This window comes from Acinetobacter sp. Gutcm_16 (genome assembly GCF_028649355.1).
In the GTDB taxonomy this organism is placed as follows: Bacteria; Pseudomonadota; Gammaproteobacteria; order Pseudomonadales; family Moraxellaceae; genus Acinetobacter; species Acinetobacter johnsonii.
Genome location: NZ_JAQSUV010000037.1, coordinates 89,830 through 107,100 on the forward strand (window position 1 = coordinate 89,830; position 17,271 = coordinate 107,100).

Sequence of the window (17,271 nt, forward strand, 5' to 3'; positions counted from 1 at the left end):
ATCCCCTTATATTATCCTTGTGAACGTAGAATCTCGTTTTTCTCTGCTACTTTCTTTTTCCACTGCTCAGCACGACGTGTTCGATCAGCCACTTGACCAACCAATTGTCCGCAGGCAGCATCAATATCATCACCACGCGTTTGACGAATCGTACACACAAATCCGGCGTCAGACAAAGTTTTTTGGAAAGAAATAATGCGGTTGCGACTTGAACGACCATAAGGCGCATGTGGAAATGGATTAAACGGAATTAAATTAATTTTACTTGGTAAGTTCTTCAACAGTTTAATCATCTGCTGTGCATGCTCAGGATGATCATTCACCCCATCCAACATCACATATTCAATCGTGACATGCTTACGCGCACTTTCATTACCGTCTTTAGCAATATAACGCTGACATGCTGCAATAAGTTGTGCCAATGGATATTTTTTATTGATTGGAACCAATTCATTTCGCAGTTCGTCATTTGGCGCGTGTAGGGAGATTGCCAGTGCAACATCAATATCTTGTGCCAATTGATCAATTTTCGGCACCACACCTGAAGTTGACAAGGTCACACGGCGCTTAGACATACCATAAGCAAAGTCATCAAGCATAATACGCATTGAGCTCAATACAGCATCATAGTTCAGTAATGGCTCGCCCATCCCCATCATTACGACGTTGGTCACCGAGCGCTCACGCTCAGCCACAGGCACATCTTCCATATAAGAATAGTTTGCAACCCATAGCTGACCAATAATTTCATCTGGGTTTAAGTCGCGCTGAAAGCCTTGTTTACCGGTTGAACAGAATGAACAATCCAGTGCACAGCCTACTTGAGATGAAATACATAAAGTACGGCGCAAACCACTGCGATGTTCAGCAGGAATCAATACGGTTTCAACCAAAGAACCTTCGCCCTCACCAACACGAAACACCCACTTACGCGTACCATCTTTAGAATAATTTTTATGCACCACTTCTGGCGCTTTAATTTCACAAAGTTTTTCAAGTTTTTCACGTAACTTGCCTGAGATATTGGTCATCTCTGCAAAATCAGTCACAAAAAACTGGTGAATCCATTTCATCACCTGTCCTGCGCGAAACTTTTTTTCTCCCATATCTTCGAAGAATTTTTCAAGCTGCGGACGTGACATGCCAAGTAAGTTCACTTTCGCAACAGAATTTTGCTGTGCAGGAGCGGATGGAGATTGTTGCTGTTCAGCCGAAACTGTAGAGACAGCGACCACTTCAGTACTCATGTGTATTACCTAAACCATGTCTAACGATGAAAGGAGAAGCTCAATAAACGAGCAGAAATTTATTCAGGGAATAAAAAAACCAGATAAGTATAATAACACTTATCTGGTTTAAATACTTCGAATTAACGAGTACGTGGAGCAATCTCAGTTTGAGCGAAGAAGTAGTTAACTTCACGATCAGCAGATGCTACAGAGTCAGAACCATGAGCAGCATTTTCGTCGATGCTTACAGCGAAGTCAGCGCGGATAGTACCTGGAGCAGCTTCTTTAGGGTTAGTTGCGCCAAGGATTTCGCGGTGAGCAAGAACTGCGTTTTCACCTTCAAGAACTGAAACAACAACTGGACCAGAAGTCATGAACGCAACTAGATCAGCAAAGAAACCACGTTCTTTGTGCTCTGCGTAGAAACCTTCAGCTTCAGTTTGAGTCAAGTGTTTCATTTTAGTTGCAACGATTTGAAGACCAGCTTTTTCAAAACGAGCAAAGATGTCACCGATGTGGTTTTTAGCAACTGCGTCTGGTTTTACGATAGATAAAGTACGTTCAATAGCCATGATTGGCTCCTTAAGTCAATGTAGACATGAAAATTTTGGCGCATTATACCGACATAATGCACAATTTTCTGCTTTTACTCTGTAAAAAGTTGCTTTTTTCGATGCAAGGATTATCGTGCTTCGTCAATCCATGCCATTTGAATTGCTTCAAGCAAACCTTCAGTCGACTTGGTCGGATCATCACTAAAGTCTGGTAAGGCACACACCCAAGCATGTAAGTCTGTAAAGCGAATCCACTGCGGATCGACATCTGGATGAGCTTCATACAACTCAATAGCAATATCAATAGTGTCTGACCAACGTAAGCCCATGGTGGAGTCTCATAACAATGTAGAAGATGCTGTACTGTAGCAAACTCTGAAATTTAAGCGCTAGTTTGTTTGGGATAAAATTGGGCTTTTTTACAACACGATATTTAAAAATGGTGCACTACAAATTAAAGTAACAGCTACCACCGCACCTATAGCCGCTCCCACCAACACATCACTTGGATAATGTAGCCCTAAAATCATGCGTGACGCGGCAACCAAAATAGTAAAAGGCAACATGAGCACCAATAAAATTGGCTGTACAAAGCCCAATAACGTACTGACCATCACCGCATGTAAAGTATGACCAGAAGGAAAACTAAAATGGTCAAGCGGTCGCTCACCCATTCGAATTACCTGATGCACTTGATAAGGTCTTGGGCGAATAGTTTTGATTTTTAAGACTTTATAAATTAAAGTCCCGCACAATGAACCAAGAACCAAATACACGATTTGTAAACTGTAGACCAATCCTTGCAACAACCAAGTTAAAGCCAACATCGTGTACCAAAAGATGCCATCTCCCAATCGACTGATCCGCTTAAAAAAATTGGCTACGGTATGCGAATGGGAAAAATGATTGAGATAAACACAGCCTTTTAAATCTAAATCTAATATTCTTATTTTTGCAGTTTTAAGATTCATACCACTTCTCCTTAACAACAATGTTGAAAGTTCAGCTGGAAAATCATTGTTATATGACGATTTAATTCATCAAAATCGCTTCTCGTTAAGCTCATATTAAAGGGTGTTTTTGACAGTTTGATGATTTAAGTTAAAACTCATCAAAATTACCCAACTCATCTTTATCACTGACACTTTTAAAACAGCTATTGGCTAAGGTGCTGCCTTAATATTGGCCACATGATATAAGGCTTGCTCAAACTGTTTCACAGGATACTGCCAGCCTACACTTTCAATATCTTGACGTGCTTGAGTTCCCATACATCTAAGCACCTTTTGCTCTGGCAGTTGAATAATAGTCTGCATAAAATGTGCCACTTGTCCAAAAGGACTTAACCACCCTGTTATACCTTGCTTGATATAACGCTGCGGACTGGCATAGTTATAGGCCACCACGGGCAAGCCACTGGACATGGCTTCGAGTACCACATTACCAAAAGTCTCTATTTGACTAGCAAAAACAAAAGCATCTGCACTGGCGTAGACTTGAGCGAGTGACTGCCCTGTTAAGCTTCCCGTAAAAATAACATCTGAGCCATTTGCCATCTCAGTTAAGCGCTTGCGATCTGGCCCATCTCCCACAATCACCATTTTCAACTTGCGTGATTGCTGCTTCTTGATATTCAAATAACTTTGAATGAGCACATCGACTTCTTTTTCCGGAGATAAACGTCCCACATATAGCAACACAGAAGTATTGGCATCTGCTTGCCAACGCTGACGCAATTGTTCTGAGCGATACTCTGGATGGAAGCGAGTTGTATCGACTCCTCGTCCAACCTCAACCAAAGGACAAGTCACACCAAAGGCCTGGAGTTGATTTAACGTCGTTTGACTCGGCACACAGGTGAGTACCGTATGGTTATGAAACCAGCGAAGATAACTTTCAATCGGTTTAACCAGTAAAGCCAAATCAAAGAAGCGACTAAAGTCATGAAAAGTTGAATGAAATCCACTTGATACTGGAATCTGATGCGCTTGAGCAGCATACAGTGCGGTCAGCCCTAGAGGACCTTCCGTCACAATATGGACCACATCTGGCGCGAAGCGTTCAATCGCTTTGCTGACTTTGACATACTGTGGCATACCAAATTGCATGTCGGCATATTTAGGAATGCTTTTTGCCCAGACCAAACACTCATGTTCTACCTGAAAGTCAGTACATATAGTTTTTTGTATTGGGCGGATGAGCTGAATACGATGTCCCAGTGTCTGCAAACCTTTACACAGTTGTAACAAAGAGTTCGCCACACCATTAATTTCTGGTGACCATGTTTCCGTCACGATGGTTATTTTTAACTTGGGCTTGAGTGTTTCTTGAAGGATAAAAAGCTCTTGCTGAATATTATGCTGATGTTGTTGCTTGAGATAAAATCGCTGAGGTTCTGGGAAATTGTGCTGTTTGAATAATTTTGTTGTCATTGAACCGATCATGTTATTCCAAACTTTTCTTATTTTGGTCCAAGTTTAGTTAAACTTTTTGACAGTTTTATGATAATGAATGCAATCAAATAAAAAGATACCTATGATTAGTAGGTATCTTTTTACATATTAATAGTTTAAAGACCTAAAATTTAAAACATCAAATTAATATACAAGCTATCCTTATACACACCTGCTGGGGTTAAGGCAGTTGGGCGTTCCATCAATTGCACCAAGACTACAAACTTATTTTGCTCAGTTGCTGGTTGAGCAATAGGGCTATTCCAACGTGATGCACTTGCTCCTGAAATATTCATTTGAGTTCTCAATTTATAGTTTTTCTCATTGACTAAATAACTACTCCCTGTTGCATTAGTTAAATTACGCGAATTGAATTTAATCGCGTAATTACTATCACAAGCCACTGAGAAAGAAGTTGCAGCTTGACTAAGATACGATGAACTTAGATTCAACTGGCTTGAAGTTAAACGCTCAATTTGACACTGTTTTGCATAAGCTATTGGGGTAGCCGCCACACAAAACAGCAGTATAATAATGTTCAGTTTCATGGCTCTACTCCATTTATTTACACTGAAGATCCAGTACTGATGAGTTGTCATCATTCTTAGTATCTGTAATTGTAAGTTCTGCCGAACAACTGCGTGCTTCTTTAGTTTTAATTTGTATCTTATATATTCCCGGAATCAAACCATAAAGCGTTACGCTACCATCGGTAGAAATCGGATAAACCTCTCCTTCACCATTATTATCAATATAAAGCTCTGAACCAGCAGCAAAAGACCGATTGTTACTATCTACTGGCTTAACAGTGACTTGTTTCGCATGGAATACTGGGAAATTGATGATATAGCCGCGTTGATTTAAAGCTGTTAATTGTTTGCTTGAATACTGTATTTTATCTTCGATAGGTAGTTGATTTTGATCAAATGCAATGTCGTATTTAACATAAGGAATAACATCATGAATAAAGGCATACCCCTTTTTATTAGTTTTATCAACATAGGTCAGCGATCTTAAAATATCAATATCTTGATAATCCCCTACTTTGACTAGAGTAAATGCGTTATCAACCATTTTAGTAAAACTGATTTTATTACCCAACCAAACAACTGCTCCTCGATAATTTAACTGTGATTCACGATCTTCACGACCTTGCACATGATAGAAATCTAAATCTCCTACATCTGTTTTAACAACACCATTAAAGTTAAACATCGTGTCTTCACTACGACGGTTTACTCCAAGAGAATAATCGAAACCGACTTGATTGGAATCATATTTCACCAACTGGAGGTTTGTATTTTGGTCTGCTGATTGACTAAAGTAAACGGACTTATTATCAAAACTGTAGCTAAGTGAAAGAATGCCGCCTGAGTCTTTCCTGTCACCAAAAGAGTTGAAATAGCTTAAACCAAATGAAATTCGACGACCAAAATTCCGATTAAACCCAACATTTATTACCTTTTGGTTACTATTAGGAAACTCAGGATTTTCATAATATTTTTGTTCTGCATAGTTAATATTTAGATTATGTAAATAGGGCACATTACTCATACCAAAATATGCAAGATTTTCAAATTTCGGATAGTTAGAATTGGCACCTAACTCATCTCCTAAAAATTTAAAATCTTTTTCTGTATATTTTGAACTTGCCCCCATTGAAAATCGACCAAAGTCTTTACTTGCGGATATCCCATAGGAATAATTAAATTGGTTTTCATCATCATGAGAAGCAAGAACAACACTATCGAGAACAAAAATATTACTAATCGCCTGTGTCCACATGAACCCTATATTTTGTATATCTTTACTGTAAGATAAATTGCTTCCTAACGTAGTTGAGTTTGACATACCTCTGCGAAAATAAGTATTCACAAAGAAGTCCCTATAATCACTGCTATCCAAATTATAGTTATAACGAAGTTTACCTGCTGCAACACTATATTCATTCAAACCAGATCGTAATAGTCTATTGGTCACCATAATAGGAAAGCTTTGTACACTTCGATTCCCGAGTACATCCTCAACTACAATTTGCGCATTACCTGCCTGTTGGATTTGTGCCCCCATCAGTAAGTTATAATCACCAGGGCTCACCTTTTGATTATAAATATTTACGCCATTTATATATAAGTCAACAGTAGAAGGAACGCGCGCACTCCCTTGTAAGCTTGGCATATTCCAGTACACAAAATTTGGTCTTTCAGTGTAATTCGTCCCCCAATTTAAACCTGCAAAACGTAAAGAATTAATCAAAGGGTTATATGTAGTTGTAGTATCCCCTATCGTTAAGCGGGTCATATGTTTAGGAAATTCAAAATCGACACTACTACTCAGGCGAACCACCCGCTCATCAGTGGGGGTATTCTGATACAACATCGAGTTTTTCATGATCCAATAATCTTTGAAAACCCCTAGCTCCATAAGTCCACTATATGAGTTATTAGAATTACTAGTTGCATAAAGAAAATCATAATTTATGAAACCACCAAAACTGGCTTTTTCTGGAATAACACTTCCATTTAAGTTATTAAAATCAGATTCAAAAGAGTCTGTAGGAATAGTCAATTTAATGGATTGTGATGTGTCATCAAACGCTGACTGAATTACTCCTGATGATACTGAACAAAACTCTGGCCGAGAGGAGAGCGTTTTTAATTGGCTTGTTGTAATTTGACGTTCTGCCAGTATATTACATTCAATATAGTATTGATCGCCTTCTTTTAATAAGGCAACATCCGTATGATGATCTAAATCATTAATCCATAAATTTGCAATATTTTCTTCCAGCACAGCTTCACTGGCATTCACATTTAGTGCAAAAAAAATATGAATAACGATAAGTATTCTTATTTTCGTATTCATCGTAAACTCCCCACCTCAGACTAATCCGAGAATTTGAGTTCCACCATTTTATCGTTCTTATCAGTAAACAATTGAACATAATAATTTTTAGGATTTGATATTCGTGTATTGTTTAAATCATAAGACGTGCTTTTATTTGCAAGCAAATAACTCATAGTCTCCGTTTTAAAAACTTCTTTTTTATTAGCATCGACAATCTTCAAATTTGCAATTTGAAGATGTGACTTCGCCACATTTTTAACAATTAGCTTATTATTTTCTATATTAAATTTCAATTGTATATCTTCTTGCTTTCCAACAAAGAGTGGTAAGTTAAAACTTACAAGAAAATTCACAGATGACTCTTTCACTGCCTGCGGAATCTCATCAACCATCACACGCCATGTACCTTCTTGCTGTCCACTTAAAATAGACTCAATGGGACGGTTAAAGCCCACACGAATAGTCTGTTTACCATTCGGCTGCAAAATAAAGTTTTTAGGATTAATAATTAAGGAGTTATCAGGCTCCAGTACGTTTTCGCCATTTTCTTTTTGCGTCCACTTAAATGCTTTTACTTCAAAAATTCTCTTCTCAGTTTCATCTTTAGATTCTAAGGTAAGTGTTGTGGTTCTTTGTTTTGTTGGATTTTGAATATACATTTGGACTGGATCAACTGAAACACCAGCATTTGATACCGACATATAAAACATCGAAGACACCAAAATCGCTATTATTTTTTTCATGTTACACCGCCTTATTATAATTTATAAAAAAACCTAACCTGATGCTGTGATCAAGTTAGGTTTAGTAAAAAATTAGTAATAGACTTTGATACGATAAGTATCAGTATATGTACCCGCACGTTGGAATGCACCAACTGCTGCATTAGTTACCGAAACAGAATATTGATCGTCAGCTAGACCATTATGATTTGAATTACCGAATGGAATTACACCGCCACCTGTTTTATTTGTAACAATTGTTGTTGGTACACGAACACTGCCATCGTCCTCATGTTTAACATAAGTACTTGCACTTGTACCTGTGTTCGCTGTTTGAATGTTAAGTGTATAGTGCGTATTACTACGTACAGTGTAATTTGAACTTTGTGTTCCACCATTTTTATTCAGCGTAATGGCACTACCGCCAAGCACTTCACATTTTTTAGGGATTTCTAATTTAATAGGAATATCTTTTTCACAACCTAGAGAAGTACAGTTCCCCCAGTTATAACTAGGGCGTGATGCTGTATCATCCTCTGCATAAAGGGCTGTAGAACCTGCACCTAATAGTGTTGCAACTAGTGATGCTTGAAGTATTTTATTCATAGCTATTCTCCGAGATTTTTCTTCTAAACCAAATTAATTGTTATGGTGTTTACCCTTAATCAAACTGGGCCTTGCATGGCTACCAAGCTTTTCTTAAGTGTGTGTTTATTCTAATTGTTCTGTACAAAAAACCACCTATGCACCCTTTTTCACTCAAATAGAGGACCAACTTTAAAACTCCAAAAAAATAAAATTAAAATAATGTTTTTATTTATATTTTATTTATTAATTAACTTTATAAATCCCTAAAAACAGTTACACCACTTTCAGTGATGCACAATTTTAGTGCTTTTTTATATTTTAAATAGATCTCTGTTTTATTTTAGAAATTCACTTTTACATTTCATTACATCTTCAGTTGGATAATTTCTTAAATCGCTAAAAAATTCATTTTTCATCTTTTTTTTACTTTATATTTCCATTAATTTTTTAATTCAGGCCGATCATCTAGCTAAAATCCAAAGTTTATTCACATGCTATTTACCCAATTTCAGTGATTGAACAACATAACTAAAATCACATAATCAAGCCTTAAATTTACATGACCCACTATTTTAGAAAACTAAATCTCACACTAAAAACCCAAACGTAAGCATAAATACACTTTGTTGAGAGTTTCATTTATTGCAATAAAGCCCATTGATACGTTATTAATCCAATAATTTTTTGACAATATATGCTGCCCATATATCTAGCACTGAAATGGAATTCTCGTTGACTCCTTATAACGATTTTGAACACGGGTAAGATCAACTTATAGCTGTGTACCGATAGCCATATCAGCACCCTATTTATACTCACATCTTTTTAATTACTAGCTTTTCCCTACATAAAACATGATAGTAGATCAATAAAAAAACCCTACCGAAGCAGGGTTTTATTACTTAAAATCAGCTAGATCATAACCTTAGTTCTTCTCTTTATCTACAATCTTGTTCGCTTGAATCCAAGGCATCATCGCGCGTAACTTACCACCTGTTACTTCAATACCATGCGCTGCGTTTTGACGACGACGTGCAGTCATTGATGGGTAGTTCAACGCACCTTCGTTAATAAACATCTTCGCGTATTCACCAGATTGAATACGTTTAAGAGCATTACGCATCGCTTCACGAGACTGTTCATTGATGACTTCAACGCCAGTTACGTATTCGCCATATTCAGCATTATTAGACACTGAATAGTTCATGTCCGCGATACCGCCTTCAAACATTAAGTCAACGATTAACTTAAGTTCGTGTAAGCATTCGAAGTAAGCCATTTCTGGTGCATAACCCGCTTCAACCAAAGTTTCGAAGCCCATTTTCACCAATTCAACTGCACCACCACAAAGAACTGCTTGCTCACCAAATAAGTCAGTTTCAGTTTCTTCACGGAATGAAGTTTCGATGATACCTGTACGACCACCACCTACGCCAGAAGCATAAGAAAGTGCTACGTTACGTGCATTACCAGACGCATCTTGGTGAATTGCGATTAAATCAGGAACACCTGAGCCACGTTGGTATTCTGAACGTACAGTATGACCTGGTGCTTTTGGAGCAACCATGATGACATCAAGGTCAGCACGTGGAACTACTTGGTTATAAAGAACAGAGAAACCATGAGCAAATGCTAAAGTTGCGCCTTCTTTAATGTTCGGTTCAATGACATCACGATAAAGTTGTGATTGGAACTCATCTGGAGTCAAGATCATGACGACGTCAGCTTGAGCAACTGCAGCAGGAACTTCAGATACTTTAAGACCTGAATTTTCAGCTTTTTTCCAAGAAGTAGAACCAGCGCGTAAACCTACAGTTACGTCTACACCAGAATCTTTAAGGTTAAGCGCGTGTGCGTGACCTTGTGAACCGTAACCAATGATCGCTACTTTCTTAGATTGGATGATAGATAAGTCGCAGTCTTTATCGTAAAAAATTTGCATTGCTGTCTCCGCTAAAATGCTTGGTATTCTGTAATTCCATCAAGGGGTTTATTGTTTGATGAAATCCTCCTCTTTCTCAAAAGGAGGTTGAATCGTGTTGATTAATTAAATGGTTAAAACTTTTTCGCCACGCGCGATGCCTGAAACACCTGAGCGCACAACTTCCAAAATGGTGTTCTCTGCTAAAGCATCAATAAAACCATCAATTTTTTCAGTCGTACCCGCGATTTGAATGGTATATGTCGTTGGGGTGACATCAACAATTTGCGCACGGAAAATGTCCGCAGTTCGTTTGATTTCAGCACGTGCCGAGCCAAGTGATTTGACTTTAATCAACATCAACTCACGCTCAATGTGCGCACCTTCAGACAAATCAACCACTTTCACCACTTCAACCAATTTGTTGAGCTGTTTGGTGATTTGTTCAATTTTATGATCATCGCCATAAGTCGTTAATGTCAAACGAGATAAGGTCGGATCTTCCGTTGGCGCAACGTTTAAGGTCTCAATGTTATAACCACGTTGAGAAAATAAACCCACCAAACGAGAAAGCGCACCAGCTTCGTTTTCTACAAGTACAGAGATAATGTGTCTCATGACGTGCGCTCCCCTTTGCCTAACCACATATCTTGCATTGACTGACCTGCAATAAGCATTGGATAAACATGCTCTGTACGATCAACCATCACATTAATAAATACACATTTATCATTGATCGCCATTGCTTCAGCAAGCTTCGACTCTAGCTCATCCGCATGGTCAATTTGAATACCAACATGACCATATGCTTCCATCAATTTAGGGAAGTCAGGCAATGAATCGATATAAGAACTTGAGTGACGTCCTTCATAGTTCATATCTTGCCACTGCTTCACCATCCCTAAAGCTTGGTTATTCAAGCAGAGGATTTTTACGTTTAGACCATATTGCTTACAGGTCGAAAGCTCTTGGATACACATCTGAATCGATGCTTCACCCGTGATACACACTACTTGCTGATCGGGGAAAGCCAATTTCGCCGCCATCGCATAGGGTAAACCAACACCCATGGTACCTAGGCCACCTGAGTTAATCCATTGGCGTGGACGTTTATACTTGTAATAGTTCGCACCAAACATTTGATGCTGACCTACGTCAGAAGTAATGATCGCATCACCATTGGTGATTTTATCCAACGCTTCCACTACTTGTTGTGGTTTCATTACGCCGTTTGCACCAGACTCATAACGCATGCCATGAACTTTACGCCATTCATTGATTTGCGCCCACCAAGCAGCGATATCTTCAGGATTTGGTTTAGACACATTCATTTGTTTCAACTGTGTCAACATTTCTTGAAGGACAGGTTCTACCGCACCCACGATCGGGATATGCGCCATGATGGTTTTTGAAATCGTCGCAGGGTCGATATCAATATGAATCACTTTGGCATTTGGACAGAATTTTGCTGGATTATTGGTTACACGGTCATCGAAACGCGCGCCGATACACAAAATCACATCAGCATTGTGCATGGTCATATTGGCTTCATAAGTACCATGCATACCCAACATGCCAATAAACTGCGGATCATTGCCAGGAAAGGCACCAAGCCCCATCAAGGTATTGGTGACTGGGAAGCCCAAAATATGTGCCAGTTCGGTCAATTGTGCAGAAGCATTGCCTTGTACCACGCCACCGCCAGTATAAATCACAGGACGTTTAGCGTGAATCAACTCTTCAATCGCTTTACGAATTTGACCTGAGTGACCACGATGCGGCGGTTGATACGAACGCATCTTCACTTTTTCTGGGTATTCGTAAGCAAATTTCTCAGCAGGATTGGTTGCATCTTTTGGAATATCGACCACAACTGGACCCGGACGACCAGAAGCTGCAATATAAAATGCCTTCTTAATAATCGAAGGAATTTCGCTGGCATGGCGCACTTGGAAACTATGTTTTACGATTGGACGAGAAATACCGACCATATCTGTTTCTTGGAATGCATCTTCACCAATTAAATGTGACGCAACCTGACCCGACAAAATCACCATTGGGATTGAGTCCATATAAGCCGTTGCAATTGGAGTCACAGTATTGGTTGCACCCGGACCTGAAGTCACGAGGACCACACCCGTCTTACCTGTTACGCGTGAGTAAGCATCTGCCATATGACCAGCAGCTTGTTCATGGCGCACGAGGTAATGATTGATTTTGTCTTGTTGAAAGAACGCGTCGTAGATATGTAAAACTGCGCCGCCTGGGTATCCAAATACATGTTCAACGCCTTCGTCCGCCAATGCGCGAACGAGCATTTCACCACCAGATAAAAGTTCCAACGTGATTCACCCTAATCTTTATCACTGCAATGGTGGAAGGCACCAGCAGTGTTTCATTCATTGATTGTCTGCACTGTTATAGCACACATATTTCTTAGTTTTCATAGCAATAGGAAAAAATTCTGATCTGTATGCTGTTTGAGCAATATGAGATCTAAAACGTGTTGGGATAAACACATTTTTTTACTTTGTTCACGGTCTCGGCTAGAAAGCGTGTCCATTGCATGAAATGACACTTTATCGAAGGGTGATCGAGTAAAGGCATATAAAACTAAAGACAGCATTTTTAGGAGTTTCGTGACTAAAGTCAAGTTTAAAAATTAGCTTTTTTTTGTTTATTTACAGAGCGTTTATTTTTTATTCATCACGGACAAACAAAACTGAGCTGCTTTTTCTTGGTTTTTTAGTGCAAAAACAAATAGATTTCTATTTCACTGAATTTATTAATAAAAAAACATAATAAAACCCATAAATAAGTTTAATAAGATATTCACCCAAATTTAAATCCAACATCTATCTCAGGTTTTTTCATTTTTAAGTGTAGGTCAGCATTTGTACATCAGGTTTTAGCACAACCTTCTTATTTTCATACTGTGTCATAACGCATATTTCACACTTTAAACTGAGGATTTGACCTGCAAAATATTTCAAAAAACTCAGATGAAAAACGCATCAAACACTGCTTATTGCTCTAAAATTGGCATAAAATAACGACAACGATAAACCCGATAAAATCCAATGACTACGTATATAAAAAGGACAATGGTAGATGAGTATTCAGTTTGCAAAAATGGCAGCATGTTTGGTGGGGATGGGGCTTGCTATGAGCAGCACACAAAGCTTTGCCAAGACGTATTATAAGTGGGTTGATAGCCAAGGCTCGACACATTACACCACGACACCTCCACCCAAAACAGCAAAGAAAAAAGGCAAAGTCGATACCTATGGTTGGAAAAATTCGCCACAAGCTGCTTCACCGGAAGCACCTCCACCTGCCAATATGCCAAATACCGTACCAGCTCCCTCCAATGCTGTACCAAGCGCTGCCCCAGCACCAGCGGTTGAGTTAGAAAATCAACGACGTGAAGCGAATGAAGCACTTCAACAAGGCCAACAAGTCCGCCCTGCGGTTTAATCATTCCGTACGGTTCCAGATTTATTTTCAGCTTGTTTAATTTCCTGCACAAAACATAGCGCAAAATTCACTTTTAGGTGCATTTTGCGCTATGCTGTGCAACAAACTTTTTAACCATTGTTCTACATACGTATATGACTACTCACATTGACCCTGAATATCAAGCGAGCGCGATTGAACCTACCGTCCAACAAGACTGGGAAGCTCGTAAAGCCTTTAAAGTTGCCGACTCTGTAGAAGGTCCACGTCGTTATATCCTCTCGATGTTCCCTTATCCAAGTGGCAAACTGCATATGGGTCATGTGCGTAACTACACTATTGGTGATGTCATCAGTCGTTTCCACCGCCTTAAAGGGGAAACCGTCCTGCAACCGATGGGTTGGGATGCTTTTGGTTTACCTGCTGAAAATGCGGCGATTGCACACCAAGTTGCACCTGCAAAATGGACCTTTGAAAACATCGCATATATGCGTGACCAATTAAAAAAATTAGGTCTTTCAGTCGATTGGGATCGTGAATTTGCAACGTGCACCCCTGAATACTACCGCTGGGAACAGTGGTTGTTCGTGCAACTTTATAAAAAAGGCCTTATTTACCGTAAACTATCAACAGTAAACTGGGATCCTGTGGATCAGACGGTACTGGCCAATGAACAAGTTGAAAATGGTCGTGGCTGGCGTTCAGGTGCATTGGTTGAAAAACGTGATATTCCAATGTATTACTTCCGCATTACCGACTATGCGCAAGAATTATTAGACGATTTAGATACCTTAAAAGATGGTTGGCCACAACAAGTCTTGACCATGCAACGCAACTGGATTGGTCGCTCACAAGGGATGGATATCACCTTCCCTTCAGCGAATCCTGACGTATATGCAGATGGCTTAACAGTATTTACGACACGTGCTGACACCTTAATGGGTGTGACTTATGTTGCAGTTGCAGCAGAACATCCAATGGCGCTGAAAGCTGCGGAAAATAATGCTGAACTTAAAGCATTTATTGAAGAATGCCGTATGGGTTCTGTGGCTGAAGCTGACCTTGCCACTGCTGAAAAGAAAGGCATGGCAACAGGTCTGGCGGTGAAGCATCCTGTCACTGGCGAAGAAATTCCTGTTTGGATTGCCAACTACGTGTTGATGTCTTATGGCTCTGGCGCAGTGATGGCTGTACCTGCACACGACGAACGTGATTTTGAATTTGCCAATAAATACGGCTTAACCATTAAACAAGTGATTGATGCTCAAGGTGCAGACGATGCAGACTTTGATGCTGCACAATGGCAAGAATGGTACGGCTCTAAAGAGGGTAAATTGGTCAATTCTGCTGAATTTGACGGTTTAGACTTCCAAGCTGCTTATGATGCGTTCCTTGCGAAATTAGAACCAACAACTCTTGCAAGCACGAAAGTTCAGTTCCGTTTACGTGACTGGGGTGTATCGCGTCAGCGTTATTGGGGTTGCCCAATTCCAATGATCAACTGTGAAAAATGTGGTCAGGTTCCTGTACCTGAAGAGCAACTTCCAGTGGTCTTACCAACTGATGTCGTACCTGATGGCTCGGGTAACCCATTGAACAAGATGCCTGAGTTTTATCAAACCTCTTGCCCAAGCTGTGGTGGCGAAGCACGTCGTGAAACTGATACTTTAGATACCTTTGTAGAATCATCTTGGTACTATGCACGTTATGCATCTCCTGATTTTACTGATGGTTTAGTTAAACCTGAAGCTGCTCAAACATGGCTTCCAGTAAATCAATACATCGGTGGTGTTGAACACGCGATTCTGCACTTACTTTATGCACGCTTCTTCCACAAATTGATGCGTGATGAAGGTGTAGTACAAGGCAATGAACCATTTACCAACCTGTTAACTCAAGGTATGGTCTTGGCAGACACTTATTACCGTGAAGCTGAATCAGGCAAGAAAACTTGGTTTAACCCTGCGGATATCGACCTCGAACGTGATGAAAAAGGTCGTATTCTATCTGCGAAATACCAAGGCGATGGTCAAGACGTGATTGTTGGCGGCCAAGAGAAAATGTCGAAATCGAAAAATAATGGTATCGACCCACAAGCCATTATTGATCAGTACGGTGCAGATACGGCACGTGTGTTCATGATGTTTGCAGCGCCACCAGATCAATCCCTTGAATGGTCTGATGCAGGTGTGGAAGGCGCAAACCGTTTCTTGAAACGTGTATGGCGTTTGGTTGCCAGCTTCCTTGAAAAAGGCAATGCTGCCTCTGCAATTGATACTGCTCAACTGTCTACAGAAGCACAAGACTTACGTCGTAAAACGCATGAAACCATTCAAAAAGTGGGTGATGACATCGAACGCCGCCATGCCTTTAACACGGCTATTGCAGCAATGATGGAACTGTTAAATGCGAACAACAAGTTTGAAGCGAAAAATGATAACGATGTTGCGGTTGCTCGCGAATCGATTACGACACTTTTAACTTTACTTGCGCCATTTGCACCACATTTAAGCCAGACTTTATTGGCTGAATTTGGACTGGACTTAACCAGCGTGTTGTTCCCGACTGTAGACGAATCTGCACTCACACGTAATACGCAAACGATTGTTGTTCAAGTGAATGGTAAACTGCGTGGCAAATTAGAAGTGTCTATCGATACATCGAAAGATGAATTGCTTGCACTGGCTAAAGCATTGCCAGAAGTTCAACAATTCTTGACTGGTCCAACCAAGAAAGAAATTGTGGTGCCAAATAAATTAGTGAATTTGGTGGTTTAAAAAGCTTTAAAACTCCTTCTTAAGTTCCCTCTCCTTCAAGGAGAGGGCTAGGGAGAGGTAAACTCCCCTCATCCTAACCTTCTCCCTAAGGGAGAAGGAACTGAAAACGATAAACAAAACCCAAACAAAGCCCGTTGCCAGTCAACGGGCTTTGCACATACAATCACGACATATTATTTTTCTTTTATCAAAAAGAGCAAACAGAGGACAACACATGCATTTAGGCAAACGTTTGGCAGCTATTGTTTTAACTTGTGGCCTAAGTGCTGGCTTGGTCGGGTGTGGCTTTCATTTAAAAGGCACCAATCCAAGCGCAACACCGATTGCTTATTCAAAAATGAATTTGGTGCTTCCGAAGAACTCCGATGAATTGCATGAAAAATTGGCCATTTATTTAGGTGCGTCGGGTGTACAGCTGAGCAGTGGTTCAGATGCCTATGTGCTTCGCGTGCTAGATTATAAACCGCAGCGTTTAGAGTTGAACGGCAAACTGATTGAAGTGTTATTGCGCCTCAATGTCACCTTCCGTATTGAAGATGCCCAAGGCCGTCCAATCACTGAACCACGAACCGTAGTTGCAACGCGTAGTTATCAATACAACGTTGAAACCGTCAACACCGATGACCAAGAGAAATACTACTTGAATCAAGTCATCGTAGATGATGTCGCTCAGCAAATTGTGCGTCAGATTTCTTCGAACCGCCTACCACCAGCACAGCAGTAA

Annotated in this window: 15 protein-coding genes; 3 read left to right on the top strand and 12 right to left on the bottom strand. The window is 39.9% G+C overall.

What is annotated here, in order from left to right; translation table 11 throughout:
- Positions 1-11: 11 nt before the first annotated feature.
- The 12 genes from rlmN to PTT44_RS16110 all read right to left on the bottom strand — a co-directional run bounded on the left by rlmN (position 12) and on the right by PTT44_RS16110 (position 12,656).
- Positions 12-1,247, bottom strand: coding sequence for a 23S rRNA (adenine(2503)-C(2))-methyltransferase RlmN (gene rlmN, locus PTT44_RS16055; protein ID WP_004697671.1), 1,236 nt, complete (start codon positions 1,245-1,247; stop codon positions 12-14).
- Positions 1,248-1,369: 122 nt separating this feature from the next.
- A complete protein-coding gene (gene ndk / locus PTT44_RS16060; protein ID WP_004983508.1) occupies positions 1,370-1,801 on the bottom strand; it encodes a nucleoside-diphosphate kinase in 432 nt (143 codons plus the stop codon).
- A 110-nt stretch (positions 1,802-1,911) separates the two neighbouring features.
- Positions 1,912-2,112, bottom strand: coding sequence for a Fe-S cluster assembly protein IscX (gene iscX / locus PTT44_RS16065; protein ID WP_004697668.1), 201 nt, complete (start codon positions 2,110-2,112; stop codon positions 1,912-1,914).
- Positions 2,113-2,202: 90 nt separating this feature from the next.
- Positions 2,203-2,754: a phosphatase PAP2 family protein gene (locus tag PTT44_RS16070; RefSeq protein ID WP_168159469.1), complete on the bottom strand. Its 552-nt coding sequence runs from the start codon at positions 2,752-2,754 to the stop codon at positions 2,203-2,205.
- 192 nt (positions 2,755-2,946) lie between these two features.
- Positions 2,947-4,227: a glycosyltransferase family 4 protein gene (locus PTT44_RS16075; protein WP_168159470.1), complete on the bottom strand. Its 1,281-nt coding sequence runs from the start codon at positions 4,225-4,227 to the stop codon at positions 2,947-2,949.
- 140 nt (positions 4,228-4,367) lie between these two features.
- Positions 4,368-4,784 (bottom strand): hypothetical protein, encoded by a 417-nt coding sequence (locus PTT44_RS16080; RefSeq protein WP_004983505.1) that lies wholly within the window; start codon positions 4,782-4,784, stop codon positions 4,368-4,370.
- 13 nt (positions 4,785-4,797) lie between these two features.
- Positions 4,798-7,101: a fimbria/pilus outer membrane usher protein gene (locus tag PTT44_RS16085; protein WP_168159471.1), complete on the bottom strand. Its 2,304-nt coding sequence runs from the start codon at positions 7,099-7,101 to the stop codon at positions 4,798-4,800.
- A gap of 20 nt (positions 7,102-7,121) precedes the next feature.
- On the bottom strand, positions 7,122-7,826 hold the full coding sequence (locus PTT44_RS16090) for a fimbrial biogenesis chaperone (protein WP_168159472.1): 705 nt from the start codon (positions 7,824-7,826) through the stop codon (positions 7,122-7,124).
- A gap of 72 nt (positions 7,827-7,898) precedes the next feature.
- Positions 7,899-8,411 carry a hypothetical protein gene (locus PTT44_RS16095; protein ID WP_004983496.1) on the bottom strand — a complete coding sequence of 171 codons (513 nt, stop codon included), beginning with the start codon at positions 8,409-8,411 and terminating at the stop codon, positions 7,899-7,901.
- Between the two features lie 907 nt (positions 8,412-9,318).
- Positions 9,319-10,335, bottom strand: coding sequence for a ketol-acid reductoisomerase (ilvC, locus tag PTT44_RS16100; protein WP_168159473.1), 1,017 nt, complete (start codon positions 10,333-10,335; stop codon positions 9,319-9,321).
- Between the two features lie 105 nt (positions 10,336-10,440).
- Positions 10,441-10,932: an acetolactate synthase small subunit gene (gene ilvN, locus PTT44_RS16105; protein WP_004697653.1), complete on the bottom strand. Its 492-nt coding sequence runs from the start codon at positions 10,930-10,932 to the stop codon at positions 10,441-10,443.
- Positions 10,929-12,656, bottom strand: coding sequence for an acetolactate synthase 3 large subunit (locus PTT44_RS16110; RefSeq protein WP_035327125.1), 1,728 nt, complete (start codon positions 12,654-12,656; stop codon positions 10,929-10,931). Before PTT44_RS16110 ends, ilvN begins: the two co-directional genes overlap by 4 nt.
- A 790-nt stretch (positions 12,657-13,446) precedes the next feature.
- Here PTT44_RS16110 and PTT44_RS16115 point away from each other — a divergent pair.
- The 3 genes from PTT44_RS16115 to PTT44_RS16125 all read left to right on the top strand — a co-directional run bounded on the left by PTT44_RS16115 (position 13,447) and on the right by PTT44_RS16125 (position 17,271).
- Complete coding sequence (locus PTT44_RS16115; RefSeq protein ID WP_435781938.1) at positions 13,447-13,791, top strand: DUF4124 domain-containing protein; 345 nt, start codon at positions 13,447-13,449, stop codon at positions 13,789-13,791.
- A 134-nt stretch (positions 13,792-13,925) separates the two neighbouring features.
- Positions 13,926-16,547, top strand: coding sequence for a leucine--tRNA ligase (leuS, locus tag PTT44_RS16120; protein ID WP_168159475.1), 2,622 nt, complete (start codon positions 13,926-13,928; stop codon positions 16,545-16,547).
- 214 nt (positions 16,548-16,761) lie between these two features.
- On the top strand, positions 16,762-17,271 hold the full coding sequence (locus tag PTT44_RS16125; RefSeq protein WP_010327541.1) for an LPS-assembly lipoprotein LptE: 510 nt from the start codon (positions 16,762-16,764) through the stop codon (positions 17,269-17,271).

Coding starts and splice junctions, on each gene's coding strand:
- rlmN (WP_004697671.1), bottom strand. CDS start 1,247: ATGAGTACTGAAGTGGTCGCTGTCTCTACAGTTTCGGCTGAACAGCAA.
- ndk (WP_004983508.1), bottom strand. CDS start 1,801: ATGGCTATTGAACGTACTTTATCTATCGTAAAACCAGACGCAGTTGCT.
- iscX (WP_004697668.1), bottom strand. CDS start 2,112: ATGGGCTTACGTTGGTCAGACACTATTGATATTGCTATTGAGTTGTAT.
- PTT44_RS16070 (WP_168159469.1), bottom strand. CDS start 2,754: ATGAATCTTAAAACTGCAAAAATAAGAATATTAGATTTAGATTTAAAA.
- PTT44_RS16075 (WP_168159470.1), bottom strand. CDS start 4,227: ATGATCGGTTCAATGACAACAAAATTATTCAAACAGCACAATTTCCCA.
- PTT44_RS16080 (WP_004983505.1), bottom strand. CDS start 4,784: ATGAAACTGAACATTATTATACTGCTGTTTTGTGTGGCGGCTACCCCA.
- PTT44_RS16085 (WP_168159471.1), bottom strand. CDS start 7,101: ATGAATACGAAAATAAGAATACTTATCGTTATTCATATTTTTTTTGCA.
- PTT44_RS16090 (WP_168159472.1), bottom strand. CDS start 7,826: ATGAAAAAAATAATAGCGATTTTGGTGTCTTCGATGTTTTATATGTCG.
- PTT44_RS16095 (WP_004983496.1), bottom strand. CDS start 8,411: ATGAATAAAATACTTCAAGCATCACTAGTTGCAACACTATTAGGTGCA.
- ilvC (WP_168159473.1), bottom strand. CDS start 10,335: ATGCAAATTTTTTACGATAAAGACTGCGACTTATCTATCATCCAATCT.
- ilvN (WP_004697653.1), bottom strand. CDS start 10,932: ATGAGACACATTATCTCTGTACTTGTAGAAAACGAAGCTGGTGCGCTT.
- PTT44_RS16115 (WP_435781938.1), top strand. CDS start 13,447: ATGGCAGCATGTTTGGTGGGGATGGGGCTTGCTATGAGCAGCACACAA.
- leuS (WP_168159475.1), top strand. CDS start 13,926: ATGACTACTCACATTGACCCTGAATATCAAGCGAGCGCGATTGAACCT.
- PTT44_RS16125 (WP_010327541.1), top strand. CDS start 16,762: ATGCATTTAGGCAAACGTTTGGCAGCTATTGTTTTAACTTGTGGCCTA.